The organism is [Clostridium] aerotolerans DSM 5434, assembly GCF_000687555.1.
GTDB classification, from domain to species: domain Bacteria; phylum Bacillota; class Clostridia; order Lachnospirales; family Lachnospiraceae; genus Lacrimispora; species Lacrimispora aerotolerans.
Genome location: NZ_JHWJ01000015.1, coordinates 33,129 through 49,860, shown reverse-complemented (window position 1 = coordinate 49,860; position 16,732 = coordinate 33,129). Strand labels below are relative to the sequence as shown.

Genomic DNA, 16,732 nt, shown 5'->3' with positions numbered 1-16,732 from the left:
GGGCGGACAGAGGCGATGGAAAAAATTAAGGATTTTATAAACGGTCTTAGCAGTAAGACAAAGAAGATAGCAATAGCCTCAATAGTAGGCGTATTGGTTGTGGCCGGATCAGTGATCCTGGCATTGTCCATGAGAGCTAAGCCTTTTGAAGTAATGTTTACAGGCATTGGCAACGAGGAAGCCAAGCAGATTATAGGTAAACTGCAAGAGGATGGGGTTTCTTATCAATATGAAAACGGAGATATTCTGGTACCGGTTGAGCAGATGGACACGACCAGAGCCAAGCTGGTTTCAGAAGGTTATCCCAAAAGTGGATTTACATACGATGTATTTAAAAATAATGTTAATTTAATGACTACGGATTCTGATCGTAAGACCTTTAAGCTTTACGATCTGGAGACCAGAATTGGTTCAACCATTCAGCTTTTTGATGGTGTAAAAGAAGCATATGTAACGATAGCCCTGGGAGAGACTTCCAAGTATGCGCTGTCTGAGGATAGTGCTAAGGAAGCGAGCGCCCAGGCTGTTGTTGTGATGAAAGACGGCGGTTCACCTACTGAGGAGCAGGCAAAATCCATTCAGCTCCTTATTTCCAGAAGTATTCCTGGAATGGTCATTGATAATGTTTCCGTCTTTGACGGGAACGGCAGAGAGATTACAGTAGATTCCGAAGAAGAGGATATTAATACAGGAAAAGCAAGCGAGGAAATTGCTAAGGTAATTGAAGACCAGATTTCAGCCAAGGTCATCAATGTGCTGGGACCGGTATTTGGCAACGGAAACGTAAAGGTATCTGCTAAATGTACGGTCAATATGGATAAATTGATCCGTGAGAGCATTGTATATAATACTCCGGATAAGATTGACGAGAAGGACAAAACAGGTATTATTTCAGAAGAGTCCATTAACAGAGAATTCTCCGGAGATAAGCAGACAGCATCTGGCGTTGCCGGATCAGAAGCAAATGCTGATATTCCGGAATATAATGCAGCAGGAACAGGAACCGGCGGAGATGGTTCCTACGCTTCCAGTGGTCTAAACAGAAAGTACCTCATTAATCAGATTAAGGAGCAGGGACAGGTAAATCCCGGAAGTCTTGAAAATCTTACAGTTTCCGTAGTTGTGAATGGGACTGATTTTGGTACACTGACAGTGGATGATATCCGTAACCTGGCTGGTAATGCAGCAGGCATTGCTCAGGCGGACAGAGCGGAGAAAATCACTGCAGTAGCTGCACCGTTCTATACGGTTGATGTGCCGAAACAGCCGGAAACATCAGAAGTAGCAGGGGCTAAGGGTATGATTGTGAATCAGTGGATACTGATTGCGGCTGCAGTCGGTGTGTTATTGCTTGTATTGATCGTCATATTGGCAATTAGAAGGGCAAACAAAAAGAAAGCCATGATTGTCGAAACGGAGGACAGTCAGGAGGATGTTCCGGTGATTCCCGACATACCAGAAGTGGAAGAAGAAACAGTGGAAGAAGAAGTGGAACCGGTTGAACCTGAGATTTTCGTTCCGGAAGTGGATCGGGGCGCAGAGCTGCGTGAAAGCATCCGTGAGTTTGCAGACCAAAATCCTGAGATTTCGGCCCAGTTGCTGAAAGCATGGTTGAACGGAGGAGACAATAATGACAACTAGTCTGAGACCAGAACAAAAAGCGGCAACTGTTATTGTTTCGCTCGGAGTAGAGAAAGCGTCGAAAATATATAAATATCTTTCAGAAGAGGAAATCGAAAAACTTACAGTCGAAGTGGCAAAGCTGGGACATGTAGAAGCTAAGGCCACAGAAGAAGTACTGGATGATTTCTATAAAACTTGTCTGACTCAGAAGGTCGTGACCGATGGTGGTCTTGAATATGCCAGAACCGTATTAGAGAAAGCATTTGGTGAAAGCACAGCAAGCAACCTCCTCCAAAAGGTGACACAGTCACTGAAATCCAGGTCCTTTGGATTTATCAGAAAAAGTGATTCTAAGAATCTGTTTTCTATCCTGCAGCATGAGAGGCCTCAGACCATTGCTTTGGTTCTCTCTTATACCACAGAGGATATGACAGCAGAGCTTATTTCAGAGCTGCCTCCTGAGAAGAGATTTAAAGTAGTAGAGGCCATAGCCCGAATGGAGAGTGCTTCTCCCGATGGCATTAAGATTGTGGAAGATGAGATCAAAAGAAAGTTCTCCGGTATCATTACCACGGATTACACAACTGTGGGCGGTATCGATTACATTGCAAACGTAATGAATCGTATGGACCGTGGAAACGAAAAGCTTATCTTCGAAGAGCTGGGGAAAAAGGATTCCGATCTGGCAGATACCATCCGCAAGAAGATGTTCGTATTCGAGGATATCGTTACCATGGACAATCGTTCCATTCAGCGTTTCATTCGCGAGTGCGATATGAAGGATATGGTTTATGCTCTTAAAGGAACCAATGAGCAGATTTCCGAAGCTATCTTTGCTAATATGTCCAGCCGTATGAGAGAGAGCATTATGTCTGATATGGAAGTTACCGTTAATGTTCGTGTGAAGGATGTACAGGAAGCTCAGCAGAGAATCGTTGCTACCATCAGACGTCTGGAAGAAGAAGGCGAGCTGATTATCAGCAAGGGTGGAAAGGATGATATCATTGCCTAATATTATTAAGGGGATAAAGACAGAAGATCGTGTTCTGGAATATGCATTTGACAGGACATTTGATGATATCATTAAAGTTGCAAAAGAAGAAGAGCATCTGGAAGAACTGGCAGTTGAGGAATTTGTTGATCATATTACTGATAAGCTGAAAGAAGAAGCGGAAATCATATACAAGCAGGCTTCTGATGCATATGAGGAAGCCACGCGGCGTTCGGAAGAGCTACTTTTGCAGGCCAGAGAAGAAGCCGCCAGGCTTTTAGAGGAAGCCAGAGAGAATGGTTACCGGGAAGGATATGAAGCAGGTCTGCTTGACGGAACCAACAAGGCATATGAGGATCATAAGATTGAACTGGATCTGCATATGGATGAGTTTAAGCAGGCTGTAAAGACTACCATTGAAAGCATTACGGTAGAAAAAGATAAGCTTCTTGAAAAGTATATTGACGATTTAAAGAAAATCACCTTGACCATAGCAGAAAAAGTGATCCAGACCAGCTTAAAATCAAGCGGCGAAATTATAAAACGAATGATCGTTGGTGCAGCTGGAAAGCTTAAGAAAACCCAGTGGGTCAAGATCTATGTGTCACAAAAGGATGCAGGAATGATGATACAGGGAGATGTGGGGCTTCTCAATGAATTATCCCACATCTCCGGTAATATTAAGATAATTGCAATGGATCATGCTGAGGATGGCAGCTGTATTATCGAGCTTCCGGAAGAGATTATTGATGTCAGCGTCAATACCCAGATTGAGAATATCAAAGGAATACTCAATAATGCCAGACTGTAGCAGGAGGAACCCCCATGTTTAAGGAACTTTCTGATCTTATAATGAAGACAGAGACAATTGACCATATCGGTAAAATTGAAAATATTGTTGGAATGTCCATGGAAGCATCGGGCGGTAAGGCAAGTATCGGTGACATCGCTTATATCTATAACGAGGACAAGCAGGAGCAGATACCGGTTGAAGTAGTAGGTTTTAAAGATGATAAAATTCAGCTTATGGCCTATGAAAATATGAATGGTATTGCAGCGGGCAGTTTTGTAAGAAATACGAAACGCCGTTTAAAGATACCGGTTGGTGAATTTTTGAGGGGACGTATTATTGATGCAAAAGGAGAGCCTATGGATGGAAAAGGTCCTTTTGAATCCCCTAAATTTTACTATGTAGAGAACCCGTACATAAATCCAATGGAGCGTCCTCCTATTTCTGAGAAAATGGAATTCGGAGTCAAGGCAATTGATGGAATGAATACCATTGGAAAAGGACAGCGTATCGGAATCTTTGCGGGCAGTGGTGTTGGAAAGAGTACCCTGCTTGGAATGATTGCAAGAAATGTAAAAGCAGATATCAATGTAGTGGCTCTTGTTGGAGAGCGAGGCCGAGAGGTCCGGGAATTTATTGAAAAGGATCTCGGTCCAGAGGGAATGAAGCGTTCTGTTTTAGTCGTAGCTACCTCTGACCAGCCAGCCATGCTTCGCATGAAGTGTCCGCTGGTTGCAACCACCATTGCAGAGTATTTTAAGAATCAGGGCATGGACGTTTTGCTCATGATGGATTCCCTTACCCGATTTGCCATGGCACAGCGCGAAATTGGTCTTGCCATTGGAGAACCTCCGGTAGCCCGAGGATACACTCCTTCCATTTATGCGGAGTTTCCCAAGCTTCTGGAACGCAGCGGTAATTTTAAAGAGGGTTCCATTACTGGAATCTATACGGTTCTGGTAGAAGGTGATGATACCAATGAGCCCATTGCAGATACGGTGCGAGGAATTGTAGATGGACATATTGTACTGAGCCGAAAGCTGGCGAATGCAAACCATTTTCCGGCCATTGATGTAAGCGCCAGTATTTCACGATTGATGAACAATATCGTATCAGACGAGCATCGGGAGATGGCTTCCCGTGTCAGGGATATTTTGAGCATTTACGAGAAGAATGAAGATCTCATTTCCATCGGTGCCTATAAAAGCGGTACCAATCCAAAGCTTGATTTTGCAATTGCTAAAATAGATAAAATCAATGAATTCCTGTGTCAGGGAATACAGGAAAACAACAGCTACGAAGAAATCCTTGATAAGATGAAAGAAATTTTAAGGTAAGGTTGAGAAAGCAGGCTGCAAATGAAAAAGTTTAATTTTCCTTTAGATACCGTTTTAAATTACAAAGATCAGACTTTGGATAATTTAAAAAGCGAACATGCCATCATCCTGGCTCAGGTCGTTCAACAGGAGCAGACCATTCATGCATTATCAGAACAGAGAATGGCCGCCTGTACCCGTTTCCGGGAGGAGACCCACTGTGGTATGACAGTAAGTGCCATGCGGGAATATGAGTCATATATCACTTACATGCAGCAGCGGATTCTATATGAAGAAGTAACCTTAAAAAAGCTTAGGCTGAAAGAAGAGCAAAAGCGCAATGAGGTTGTTGAAGCCAAAAAAGAAAAGTCTTCTATTGAAAAGCTAAAGGAAAAAAAGCTGGACCAATATAACAAAGAGGTACTGCGAAGCGAGGAGCTGTTCATTGAGGAATTTGTTTCCAATACCATGTCAGTTCGTAACAGCAGGTAATTCTGTCAGAGAAAACTCTGCCAGTTACCATATAAATAAGCCAGATGGCAAAAAAAGAAAGGAGGCGAAGAGATGAATATCAATATGAGTTATGTGGATCTGATTGAGAAACCGAAGCCGGAAGCACAAAAGAAGGATGGGAAAACGGAAGATAGTATCTCAGGCTTTAAAAATCTGCTGAAAGACAAGACCCAGAAGAAGAATACCGGTTCTGAAAATTCCAAACCGGAAGCAAAAGATAATGGGGAAGAAGCGGCAATGCAGTACATAGGCAGCAATCAATCTAATAATAGGGCTGTTGAAAATAATGCACTGGTCCAGGAACAAAAACTGCCGGAAGAATATATGCAGACCATGTTTTCAACTGGAATCCTTCAAGGGAACAAAAATTCTCTTGAGCTATCAGGAAAAGTCAACCCAGCTCAGCTTTTAAAATCACTGAATCCAAACAATGAGTCAGAAGAAACCAAAGGTCCAGGTATGATGGCAAATGGATTTGAAAATCTGATTTCAGACGAGGCACAAAAACAAACAGACGTTGTTTTACCAAAAGGCCCTGGATTACAGCTGATGGGAAAGAAGTCAGAACTGAAAGAAACCATTACTCCAGATAAGAACCAGGAAGTACTAAAAGACCCCGATGTTGTAAAAAAAGAAGCCTTAACCGGCCCTGGATTTGCTGAGGCTGTTAAAGAATCTGTTGGACCAGCATTTGTGAAAAATGAAAAGGCGGAAGCAAATGAAGGGAAAGATGGGAAAGAAGTCAAAGAAGAAGATGGAATTACGTTAAAGGCTTTTGAAAATCTTCAAAGCCGGAATACGCAGCCAGTTCATGCCGTACATGGACAAGAAGAAAAAACTGTGACCATGCCTGTGAATGAAAACGATCCGGAAGAGATGGAAGCCAGATTGTCAAAGCAAATCCTTAGCCAGATGAAAACTGGTAAAGACAGCATGGAGCTTCAGCTGGAGCCTCACAATTTAGGAAAGATCCTTCTTAAGATTTCCAATGAGAATAATCAGGTTCACGTATCGATTGTCTGCTCTGAAAGTAAGACATTAAAGCTTATTTCACAGTCAGCAGCTGAAATTGGAAACATATTGGAATCCAATATGGAACGTCCATTCCAGGTGGTAGTGGATAAATCAGAAGCCGATTATCTCAATAACCGGAATCAGGACCAGCAAGGCGGCGGACAGGATCAACAGCACCAGCAGCAGAACCAGAAACAATCCGATGACGGTGTCGATGATTTTGCTCAAAAGCTGAGACTGGGAATGTTTGGCTCCTACAGCGGAGAATTCAAAGAGGCAGAATAGGGATAAGGAGATGTAATAATGGCAGTGGACGCATTAAATTCAGCAGCTAAAACCAACCAGGTGACTGGGGAAACGACATCCAAAAAAAACAGTGATCTAAGTACGGAAAGCTTTTTTAAGCTGTTAGCAGCTCAGCTTCAGAACCAGGATATGTCAAGCCCCATGGATAATTCAGAGATGATGACCCAGATGACTCAGATTGCCATGATGCAGGCGATGCAGAACTTCTCAACAGCGATGGATGATTCTGCGAAGGTCAACACCATTAATTATGGTACTTCCATGATTGGTAAGAAAGTGTCGATCTCGTATATGGATAAAGATGGGAGTCTGGTCAAAAAAGAAGGAAATGTTGACCGGGTAGATATTTATAACGGTACTCCGAGGCTGTTCCTGAGTGGTGATACGTCGACAGATGGCTATGCTGTCTCAAGTATCATGTCTGTTTATAACAATGAATCTACAGCGATGGATGATTTTTCAAAGATAAACACCATTAATTATGGAACATCTATGGTTGGTAAAAAAATAAAGGTGACTGGTAAAGACAGTGATGGCAATACGGTAAATAAAGAAGGGATTGTAGCTAAAATAGAGATCCACGAAGGTGTTCCCAAGATTTATCTGGAGGGAGATACAACAAACAGCTTTAATGTTTCCGATATTGTCACTGTTTATGATACGGACACTGATAAAGGAACCACCGATGATAACACCAAAAAATAGACAGGTGATGCTACATGATTGAAAAGATAAACCAATATGAAGACGTCAGGCAGCTGAAGCTGCGAAGCTCTGCGGCAATGTCAGAATGTGGCAGCAGCTTTAGTGATATGCTTCATGACCGCATTCAAAAAAGCGGGGAGCTTCATTTCTCCCGACATGCGGCAGAACGGGTGAATGAAAGAGGGATTGAGATGTCTGATGCATTTTTAAATGACTTGAAATCCGCAGTTGAAAAAGCCCGTGTAAAAGGTGCAAAGGATGTGGTAATCATAAGTGAACGGGGAGCTTTCATTGTGAATGTACCCAACAACACAGTTGTAACTACCATGTCTGGAAATGAAATGAAAGATAATATTTTCACTAAGATTGACAGTGCCGTTTTATTATAGCCGGACCGTTAAGGGGGCTTATCCTGTATGTCCGATTGACATAAGGAGAACGGCGAAGGGAAGAAAGGAAAAAGCATATGGTTAAATCAATGTTCGCTGGTGTGGCAGGACTTAGAGCACATCAGTCAAAGATGGACGTTATCGGTAATAATATTGCGAATGTAAATACTTGGGGGTATAAATCAGCCAATATGTCCTTTAAGGATGCTATGTATCAGTCAACTTCTGCTGGATCAGCAGGTGATACTAAGAACGGAGGATACGGTGCGGTAAATGCAAACCAGATAGGTTATGGTGTTACAACTGGTTCTATTGCCTATGATTTTGGTACGGGCGGTATGTCTCCTTCCGCAAACGGACTGGACTGTATGATTGATGGAACAGGATTCTTCCTGGTAGGTCCAATGCTGAATGGTGGCAGCATCTCTCTTGATTCAGAAGATGCAGTAAAATCAAGTGGATTGTATTTATCCAGAGTTGGAAAATTTAAAGTAGATCCTAATGGTTATTTAGTTGATGATAGTGGTAATTATGTTTATGGCTTTCAGAATGGTAAGTATGATGGTGATGCAGAATTTGCAAAAGGCGCACTGTCACCACTAAAACTTCCTACGAATGCTGATATGGAAGCGGTTACGAAAGGTAAAAGCAGTTCAGCACTTACTAATGCGAAAGCAGCATTGGATAAAGCTCAGGCAGCAGTAAATACTGCGATTATTGCAGCGGGTACTGCTAGACAGGAATATTTTGAAGCGAAAGCAGTTTATGATGATGCATATAAGAATAATAGTATTGGAAATATAGGAACTCTCATTGGGGAAGCTAATACTCTGAAAGATACTATGGACAAATTATATTCAGAGTATAAGAATGATACGACTGGGGATCCGGGCGGAACTAAATTAAAAGCTTATACTCAGGCAAAGCTTGATTATGATAAAAAAAGTTATGAACTGTTAAGGGCGAAATCTAAGGTTAATTTGAAAGATCCACTTGGATCTTACGGACCTGATGAAACTAAACTAGATCAAGTCATGATAGACTATGCCCAAGCATATGATGACCTTCAAAATGGAGATCCAACTGATACAGCAGTTTATGCTGCTTTAAAGACTGCTTTAGCGACAGCAACTGTTAAGTTGGAAAATGCACAAACATTTCTTTCAAAAACAGATAGCGATTCTTTACAAGGAATCATGACATCAAAGGAATTGGATGTTGCTGATAAGGATGCAAAATTAAAAGCAGCCCAAGATGCTCTGAAATCAGCACAAAGTACATATGACACTGCATTAAAAGCAAATTCCAATTCCCAGGGAACTTCTTCCTCTGATCCAGAGGGAGTAGCTGAATTTTCAAATTATAAAATTCAGGAAGATGGAACCATTGTCGGAACAACAAGTGATAATGCACCCGTTGTTATCGGAAAGATTGCTTTAGGAAGCGTTCCAAACACCGGAGGTCTTGAAAAAGACAGTGGATATTATTACACCATCGGCGCCAGTGCAGGCAATGTAAGTGTCAATGAAGCAGGTGGTACTGAGGGAAGAATCCTTGGTAACTACTTAGAAATGGCAAAGGTAGACCTTGCAACTGAAATGACCGATATGATCACCACTCAGAGAGGTTTCCAGGCAAACTCAAAGATTATTACCGTAACAGACCAGATGTTGGAAGAATTAGTTAATCTGAAACGATAAAATTTCATAATGCGGAGAGGCAGGTAATGCCTCTCCAGACATAAGGGGAGGGGACCACGCTGTGATACGTTTGACTAGACTAAATGGGGAAGAGTTTGTGATTAACTGCGTGCAGATTGAGCGGATTGAATCCATACCGGAATCCAATGTCATATTGGTGAACGGAAAGCACTATGTTGTACAGGAGAGTGTGGAGGAAATTATTTCAAGAACAGTGGATTTCAATGCTAGAATCTTGGCCAGCGCACAGAGGTTGAAGGACTGATCCTGGATTAAATGAAAATGGGAGGTTATTCATGGATGTATCTTTGATAGTGGGGTGGATACTGGGAGCTGTCTTAATTGTCTTAGGAATTGGGACGGATAAAGTGGCAAATTTTATACATATCCCCAGTGTGATCATCGTTATCGGAGGAACAGCGGCAGCACTTATCGCCAGTTATCCATTTCGAATGCTTGCCCAGATTCCCAAACATATTGGAATCATGTTTGGAGCTCAAAAATACAATGCTGGTGAAGTTATTTATAAGTTTGCAGACATGGCGCAGACCGCCAGAAAAAGAGGACTTCTTATTCTGGAAGAACAGGCAGGGTCCATACGTGATCCATTTTTAAAGCAAAGTGTCATGCTCATTGTAGATGCAGTGGATGCGGAGCGAATCAGGGAAATCCTGGAAGGTGAAGTAAACGCATTGATTGACCGCCACGAACAGCAGATCAGCATCTTTGAGAGGTGTACCTCACTGGCACCGGCCTTTGGTCTTGTAGGAACGCTGGTAGGTCTCGTAAACATGCTGAAGGGCCTCAATGTAGAGCAAGGTGCAGGAGGCATTGGGGCAGATATGTCCACAGCATTGCTGGCTACATTTTATGGTTGTATCCTGGCCCATATGCTTTTTGCACCAATGGCAAAAAAGCTTCGTATCCGCAATGAGGAAGAGGTTCTTTATAAGCAGATCATTATAGAAGGTGTATTATCAATACAAGCCGGAGATAATCCCAAATTTTTGGTGGAGAAGCTTTTTTCTTATCTGTCCCAGGACCAGCAGAAAAAATATATGAAAAAAGGTAGTATCGGGACAGACGACACAGGTGCTGTTTCATAGACCGGTTCCAGCTACAAGATTAAAAAACAGGTGGTTATATGATAAAGAAGGACAGGAAACAGGAAGAGCCTGGAGGATGGCTGGATACATATGGCGGTATTGTTACTCTGCTTTTATGTTTTTTTATCCTTTTGTATTCTGTTTCTTACATTGACCAGAGTAAATGGAAGACACTTGTGGGGAGTGTAAATCCGGGCGCGGCTGTAGGAGAGGGACAGGAAATTCCATCGTCAGTAGCGCAGGGTGAGCCCACTTCTGACACAGCTTCAGAGGCTGGTACTATCACAGATTTTGACCAGCTTTCCATCGTGTTAAAGCAGGTGATTGAAGAACGGAATCTGCAGGATTCTATAGAGATTACCCAAGGAGATGACTTCACATTTATAGCATTTCGTGATAGAGTATTTTTTGATGGTGACGGCTCGGTTCTTCGCCAGGAGGGGAAAGAACTGCTTGATCAGTTTGCTGGTGTTCTATCAAGGGCAAACGATACGATAAAAGAAGTTAAGGTGTTGGGACACACTTCTCAGTTCAATCCGGAGCGGCCTAACAATATCCGAAGTGACAGGATGCTTTCTGCCCAGCGTTCCGCAGAATTGGTCATTTATCTACAGAGCAGGAATGCCGTATCTCCGGAAAAACTGGTGAGTATGAGTTTTGGTCAGTTTCGTCCTATCGCACCACTTGATACAGAAGATGGGGGAGAGAGAAACCGCCGTGTGGAGATCCTGATTACCCAAAGCAACAAGGTGGAGAGATCCCTGGAGGAATATTACCGTCAGGTATATCATCAGAATCAGTAAGAAACGGACAACAAATAAAAAGCGGGAGTGAAACAGATGGCTGAAGTATTATCCCAAAGTCAAATTGATGCACTGCTCAATTCCCTTCAGGGAGCAGATGAGCCGATCGATGAGATTGATAAAAAAGCAAATGACACAAAATACAGGAAGTATGACTTTTATAGTCCTAAAAAGTTTACCAAAGATAAACTGAAAATTTTAAAGAGCATATTTGATAATTATTCCAGAATGGCTGGCTCTCAGATTAACGGTTTATTCCGCACATCAAGTGAATTGTCAGTCGTAACGGTAGAAGAGCAGCGGTATTATGAATTTGCCAATGCTCTCGGTGATAATGATGTACTTACCATCGTTAATGTAACGGTGCCAAATATTTCCCAGAGTCCGCCTCTTTTGATCAATGCCAGCATGAGCCTGATGTTAAGTCTTATTGACCGTATGCTTGGAGGTGTAGGGGAAGAAGCTGATATCGACGAATATTATACATATACAGAGATAGAGATGGCTCTTTACCGCAAGGTAATTCAATATTTAATTGGAGCACTGAAGGATTCATGGTCCAGTTACATCAACCTTAATTTCGTAATGGACAGACTGGAAGAAAATCCAGGTATGTTTCAGGAAATTGGTGTTGATGAAACCATTGTCATTGTGGTGATTGATGTGGAATTAAAGGAATGTACCGGAAGACTGAATGTCTGTATTCCAGGATCATTGCTTATGAACATATTCGAAATTATGGATAAGAAGAAACACAATGCGCTGGGAGATGAGCTTAAGAGTCAGGATAACAGACAGGAAATCCTTAACAGCATAAAGAGTTCTGATCTTTTGGTTCAGGCAAAAGTGGGAGATGCTGCTATCACTCTTGATGATATTTATAATCTTCATGTGGGCGATGTCATCAATCTGAATACTCCAAAGGATTCGGATATTCAGCTTTATATAGAAAGCCAGCCATGGTTTAAAGGCCAGTTGGGAGTCCATAAGCGGAATGTAGCCGTACAGATTGATGATTTGATTGAAACGGGAAATTACCAGACCAGTGAAAACTGAGTCAGGGATTATATAAAGTAACATAGGATAATAAAGGAGATGTTAAAAATGGCAAAAATATTATTAGTAGATGATGCAGCTTTTATGAGAATGATGATTAAGGACACGTTATCTAAGAACGGATATACGGATTTATATGAGGCTTCTGATGGAGTTCAGGCAGTACAGATGTTTTCAGAAATCAATCCAGATCTTGTTATCATGGATATTACCATGCCAAATATGGATGGACTTGAAGCGTTAAAGGCTATTAAGGCAAAATCACCAGATGCAGCTGTTGTTATGTGTTCTGCCATGGGACAGGAAAGTATGGTTATTGAAGCAATCAAATCCGGAGCAAAGGATTTCATTGTAAAGCCATTTAAGCCGGACCGTATTCTTAAGACAGTAACTGGCATTATCGGCTAAAGCTGATATTTGAGGAGGGTACATATGTCATTTTTGAGTTCTATGAACATAAGTGCGTCAGCAATGACTGCACAACGTCTTCGTTTGGATGTCGCATCTCAAAACATAGCTAATATTGATACGACCAGAACAGAAGCTGGGGGTCCTTATCGAAGAAAAATGGTAGTACTTGAAGCCAGAAACGAAAACAGTTTTAAGAAAGTACTTATGAATGCAGCAGGTAAAAGCTGGCAGCAGAGTACAGGGGGTGTCAGGGTCTCACAGCTTGTGGAAGACACTAGTCCTCTAAAGTCTGTTTATAACCCGGAGCATCCCGATGCGGATGAAAACGGCTACGTGCAGATGCCGAATGTGGATTTGATCAAAGAAACCGTGGACAGTATGTCTGCAACCAGATCCTATGAAGCGAATATTACTGCATTTAATGCCATAAAGATGATGGCTTCCAAGGCGTTGGATATCGGGAAATAAGGCAAAATATGGCATAGAGGGCTAAATGAGTATAAAGGGAGAAAAGTTATATGGATTCGAAGAATTTTAGCGCATTTGAGATTGATGCCATAGGTGAAATACTAAATATAAGCCTGGGTGCCTCAGCCACTGCAGTATCTACCATGCTCAATGCCAGAGTTGACATAACTACACCAGTGGTCAGAGTATTAACAAGGGAAGAATTTGAAATATCAAATCTGGAGCCTGCAGTAGGCGTTGAAATTACATATACTGCTGGATTAAGCGGAAGCAATATTATGCTATTAAAAAAGCATGATGTAAAGATTATCGTAGATATGATGATGGGAATGGAAACTCCGGAAGAAGAGTTTGAGTTAAATGAGCTGAACATCAGTGCCATCTGCGAAGTCATGAACCAGATGATGGGAGCATCAGCAACAGCACTCTCCGAGTTCTTATCAAAAGCAGTTAATATTTCCACGCCCAGTTCCTTTGAAATTGGGGACCTTGATGATTTTAAGGAAAAGTATTATGACACAGATGAGGTCATGGTGGTCGTCGGCTTTACATTAAAGATAGCCGATCAGATGGAAAGTGAATTTATAAATGTTATGCCTCCAAGCCTGGCGAAGGAATTGGTAGGCGGATTTTTCACTGAGGAGGATCAGGTATCAGAGCCTGAACCTGTGAGTAAGCCTGAACCAGTGAGCGAACCGGAAAAGCCGGCGGCAGGTTCGGGAGGGGGCGTTCTTTCTCAGGAGGAGATTGAAAAGCTTTTATCAGGCGGTACAGCGAAAGAACCAGAAGTAGAGCCACAGCCAGTGGAAAAACCGCAGCCGGTTACTGAATCGTCAGGCGGAGCGTTATCACAGGCTGAAATTGAAAAACTTCTGGCTGGCAATCAGAATACTGAGCCTGCTAAAGTGGAACAGCCTTTAACAGCAGTACCTACAGCAGTACCTACAGCAGGAGGGCAGATGTCAGGAGCAGATCAAACAAACATGCAGAATCTGATGAATCAGTTACAGATGCAGCAGCAGATGATGAACCAAATGCAGCAAATGATTTCACAGCTTCAGGGTGGACAGCAGAATGCAGCGAAGGATACGCATGATCCTAAAACAATCAATGTGAAACCAATTCCTCAGAAGAATTTAAAAGATAGCGCTGGTAATTACGAAGAACAGGAAGAAAACAGAGAGTTAATTATGGGAGTGCCCCTGGAGGTTTCAGTAGAAATCGGAAGAACCAGAAAACTGGTAAAGGACATTCTCGAATTTACGAAAGGTTCCCTTGTGGTTCTTGATAAACTGGCTGGAGATCAGGTGGATTTATATGTAAACGGCCGCTGTATAGCAAAAGGCGATGTCGTAGTAGTAGATGATAATTTCGGTATTCGAATTACAGAAATCGTAAAAGGGAATATCCAGTAGAGAGGAAGTGGCAGTCGTTGAACAGTATAATTAGTCTGGCATCGGTATTAATTCTCACGATTTTAATTTTGTACTTAAGCTACATATTTACAAAGAGTCTTGGGAAGGGCATCGGGTTAAAGCGCGGGGGTACACATATGCAGATGCTGGACAGGCTTCCGCTGGGGCAGGATAAGGCGGTTGCTATTGTTCAATTAGGCAGTCATTACTATCTTATTGGTATTGCAGCTTCTCAGATTACACTTCTGGCTGAAATACCGGAAGAGGAAATAGATTTAGAAGGGTATGAATCCTCACCGCTTTCCGGCGCTGAGGGTTATCTCGATTTTAAAAAACTACTTAAGAAGTATTCAGACAGACACAAGAAAGATGAGTAAGGAGGAACAGAATGAATACAGATGCCTTGATTAATATCAATGGGGGCCGAATGCCAACACTTGAGTTGTTTCTCATTCTGACCATCATTTCGTTGATGCCTTCTATCTTAGTGATGATGACATCCTTTACAAGGATTGTCATTATCTTGTCTTTTACAAGAAATGCTCTGGGAATCCAGCAAACGCCGCCAAATATGGTTTTGGTGGGAATTGCATTGTTTTTAACTCTGTTTATCATGGATCCGGTGATAAAGGATATCAACACAAATGCTTATCAGCCCTATCTGAAAGAAGAGATAAAACAGGAAGAAGCCATAAAACGGGCAGAGGTTCCCATGAAACGTTTTATGCTAAAGCAGACAGAGACCTCCACGTTAAATGTTTTTGCTGATTTATCCAAAATAGAAAAGCCTGAAAACTTAGAAGACCTTCCAATGACCGTAGTCATTCCTTCCTTTATGACCTCTGAGCTAAAGAGAGCGTTTACTGCAGGCTTTATGATTTTCCTGCCATTTATGCTTGTGGATATCATTGTATCCAGTACGCTTATGTCCATGGGTATGGTAATGCTTCCGCCGGCAATGATCTCACTTCCTTTTAAGCTCCTTTTATTTGTGACGATCAATGGCTGGGAGCTGTTGTTTACGAATCTGGTTAAAAGCTTTCATTACTGACGGGAGGAAATAAAATGACAGAAGTTGCACTTAGCAGTCTGATGTATGAAATGTTTGGGGCAGCGGTAAAACTTGCAGGTCCCGTTTTAGTTGTAAGTATGATCATTGGTATCGTAATATCCATTTTACAGGCAGCAACCCAGATTCATGAGCAAACCATCACATTTGTACCAAAGCTGTTAGTAATTGGACTGATGCTGCTGATTATGGGAAGCAATATGATGGACATGCTTTGTGATTTTACAATCCGTATTTTTAATACCATGCTGGGGTAGGGAAAAGCGACAGAAAGGAAGAATTCAATGCCGGAAATAGGACAGATTATGCTGTTTTCCCTGATTTTTATGAGAATGTCAGGATTCATTCTGCTGAACCCTATTCTGGGAAGAAAAAACATCCCGGTGCAGGTAAAAGCCGGAATGGTCATGGTGTTCACGCTTCTTATTTACTCCTTTTCTTCCGCACAAGTACCGGAGCCAGTCAATTCCATTGAATATTCCGTGCTTCTCATGAAAGAGTTTGCTATGGGATATGCGGTCGGATTTGTAATTGATCTCTTTTTCTTAGTCATTACCTTTGCAGGTTCAATAATTGATTATCAGATGGGACTTTCCATGGCTACCATCTTTGATCCGCAAAGCAATGCTCAGATCGCTTTAAGCGGCAGCCTTTACCATACGTATTTCATGCTGTTGTTTTTTGCGGTTGACGGTCACCTGGCACTTTTTAAGCTTTTGATCACATCGGCCGAATTTGTTCCTTATGGCCAGGTGGTTTTAGGGCCCCAGGTAGCATGGGCGATGATTGAGGTGTTTATCCAATGCATGATCATGGCTGTTAAATTTTCATTTCCAATCGTGGCTATCGAGTTTCTGGTGGAAATTGCTGTTGGTATCCTGATGAAGATCATACCGCAGATCAACATTTTTGTTGTTAATATACAGGCAAAGCTCATTGTTGGCTTATTAATGCTTATTTTCTTGTTTTCACCCATGTCAGATTATTTGGGTGATATTATAAGCCAGATGCTTTTAACGGTGCAGCATATCATCAAGCTATTATAAGTGCAAAGGAT

The 16,732-nt window shown here is 42.0% G+C and carries 20 protein-coding genes; all 20 read left to right on the top strand.

Annotation, left to right across the window (positions count from 1 at the left end; all coding sequences use genetic code 11):
* Window positions 1-15 precede the first annotated feature (15 nt).
* Window positions 16-1,641: a flagellar basal-body MS-ring/collar protein FliF gene (gene fliF, locus T546_RS0118050; protein WP_026892826.1), complete on the top strand. Its 1,626-nt coding sequence runs from the start codon at window positions 16-18 to the stop codon at window positions 1,639-1,641.
* A complete protein-coding gene (gene fliG / locus T546_RS0118045) occupies window positions 1,631-2,635 on the top strand; it encodes a flagellar motor switch protein FliG (protein WP_026892825.1) in 1,005 nt (334 codons plus the stop codon). Before fliF ends, fliG begins: the two co-directional genes overlap by 11 nt.
* Window positions 2,628-3,425, top strand: coding sequence for a FliH/SctL family protein (locus T546_RS25375; protein ID WP_051629950.1), 798 nt, complete (start codon window positions 2,628-2,630; stop codon window positions 3,423-3,425). Before fliG ends, T546_RS25375 begins: the two co-directional genes overlap by 8 nt.
* Window positions 3,426-3,439: 14 nt before the next feature.
* Window positions 3,440-4,741, top strand: coding sequence for a flagellar protein export ATPase FliI (fliI, locus tag T546_RS0118035; protein WP_026892824.1), 1,302 nt, complete (start codon window positions 3,440-3,442; stop codon window positions 4,739-4,741).
* Between the two features lie 21 nt (window positions 4,742-4,762).
* Entirely contained in the window at window positions 4,763-5,212 is a 450-nt protein-coding gene (gene fliJ, locus T546_RS0118030; RefSeq protein WP_026892823.1) for a flagellar export protein FliJ, read from the top strand.
* Window positions 5,213-5,284: 72 nt separating this feature from the next.
* Window positions 5,285-6,532 (top strand): flagellar hook-length control protein FliK, encoded by a 1,248-nt coding sequence (locus tag T546_RS24755; RefSeq protein WP_026892822.1) that lies wholly within the window; start codon window positions 5,285-5,287, stop codon window positions 6,530-6,532.
* 18 nt (window positions 6,533-6,550) lie between these two features.
* A complete protein-coding gene (locus tag T546_RS24750) occupies window positions 6,551-7,258 on the top strand; it encodes a flagellar hook assembly protein FlgD (protein WP_051629948.1) in 708 nt (235 codons plus the stop codon).
* Between the two features lie 14 nt (window positions 7,259-7,272).
* Entirely contained in the window at window positions 7,273-7,647 is a 375-nt protein-coding gene (locus T546_RS0118015) for a TIGR02530 family flagellar biosynthesis protein (protein WP_026892821.1), read from the top strand.
* 77 nt (window positions 7,648-7,724) lie between these two features.
* On the top strand, window positions 7,725-9,347 hold the full coding sequence (locus T546_RS0118010) for a flagellar hook-basal body complex protein (protein ID WP_026892820.1): 1,623 nt from the start codon (window positions 7,725-7,727) through the stop codon (window positions 9,345-9,347).
* A gap of 61 nt (window positions 9,348-9,408) precedes the next feature.
* Window positions 9,409-9,612: a flagellar FlbD family protein gene (locus tag T546_RS0118005; RefSeq protein ID WP_024837167.1), complete on the top strand. Its 204-nt coding sequence runs from the start codon at window positions 9,409-9,411 to the stop codon at window positions 9,610-9,612.
* A 31-nt stretch (window positions 9,613-9,643) separates the two neighbouring features.
* Window positions 9,644-10,453 carry a motility protein A gene (locus tag T546_RS0118000; RefSeq protein ID WP_026892819.1) on the top strand — a complete coding sequence of 270 codons (810 nt, stop codon included), beginning with the start codon at window positions 9,644-9,646 and terminating at the stop codon, window positions 10,451-10,453.
* A 38-nt stretch (window positions 10,454-10,491) separates the two neighbouring features.
* Window positions 10,492-11,256 carry an OmpA/MotB family protein gene (locus T546_RS0117995; protein ID WP_026892818.1) on the top strand — a complete coding sequence of 255 codons (765 nt, stop codon included), beginning with the start codon at window positions 10,492-10,494 and terminating at the stop codon, window positions 11,254-11,256.
* Between the two features lie 36 nt (window positions 11,257-11,292).
* On the top strand, window positions 11,293-12,312 hold the full coding sequence (locus T546_RS0117990) for a flagellar motor switch protein FliM (protein ID WP_026892817.1): 1,020 nt from the start codon (window positions 11,293-11,295) through the stop codon (window positions 12,310-12,312).
* A 48-nt stretch (window positions 12,313-12,360) separates the two neighbouring features.
* Entirely contained in the window at window positions 12,361-12,720 is a 360-nt protein-coding gene (locus T546_RS0117985; protein ID WP_024837163.1) for a response regulator, read from the top strand.
* 24 nt (window positions 12,721-12,744) lie between these two features.
* A complete protein-coding gene (gene flgC, locus T546_RS0117980; protein WP_024837162.1) occupies window positions 12,745-13,191 on the top strand; it encodes a flagellar basal body rod protein FlgC in 447 nt (148 codons plus the stop codon).
* A gap of 50 nt (window positions 13,192-13,241) precedes the next feature.
* Window positions 13,242-14,606: a flagellar motor switch protein FliN gene (gene fliN, locus T546_RS0117975; protein WP_026892816.1), complete on the top strand. Its 1,365-nt coding sequence runs from the start codon at window positions 13,242-13,244 to the stop codon at window positions 14,604-14,606.
* A gap of 17 nt (window positions 14,607-14,623) precedes the next feature.
* Window positions 14,624-14,983: a flagellar biosynthetic protein FliO gene (locus tag T546_RS0117970; protein ID WP_156951365.1), complete on the top strand. Its 360-nt coding sequence runs from the start codon at window positions 14,624-14,626 to the stop codon at window positions 14,981-14,983.
* Between the two features lie 11 nt (window positions 14,984-14,994).
* The gene (gene fliP / locus T546_RS0117965) at window positions 14,995-15,657 is read left to right on the top strand and encodes a flagellar type III secretion system pore protein FliP (protein WP_026892814.1); all 663 of its coding nucleotides are present in this window, start codon (window positions 14,995-14,997) and stop codon (window positions 15,655-15,657) included.
* 14 nt (window positions 15,658-15,671) lie between these two features.
* On the top strand, window positions 15,672-15,932 hold the full coding sequence (locus T546_RS0117960; RefSeq protein WP_026892813.1) for a flagellar biosynthetic protein FliQ: 261 nt from the start codon (window positions 15,672-15,674) through the stop codon (window positions 15,930-15,932).
* A 27-nt stretch (window positions 15,933-15,959) separates the two neighbouring features.
* Window positions 15,960-16,721 (top strand): flagellar biosynthetic protein FliR, encoded by a 762-nt coding sequence (gene fliR / locus T546_RS0117955; protein ID WP_026892812.1) that lies wholly within the window; start codon window positions 15,960-15,962, stop codon window positions 16,719-16,721.
* Window positions 16,722-16,732 lie beyond the last annotated feature (11 nt).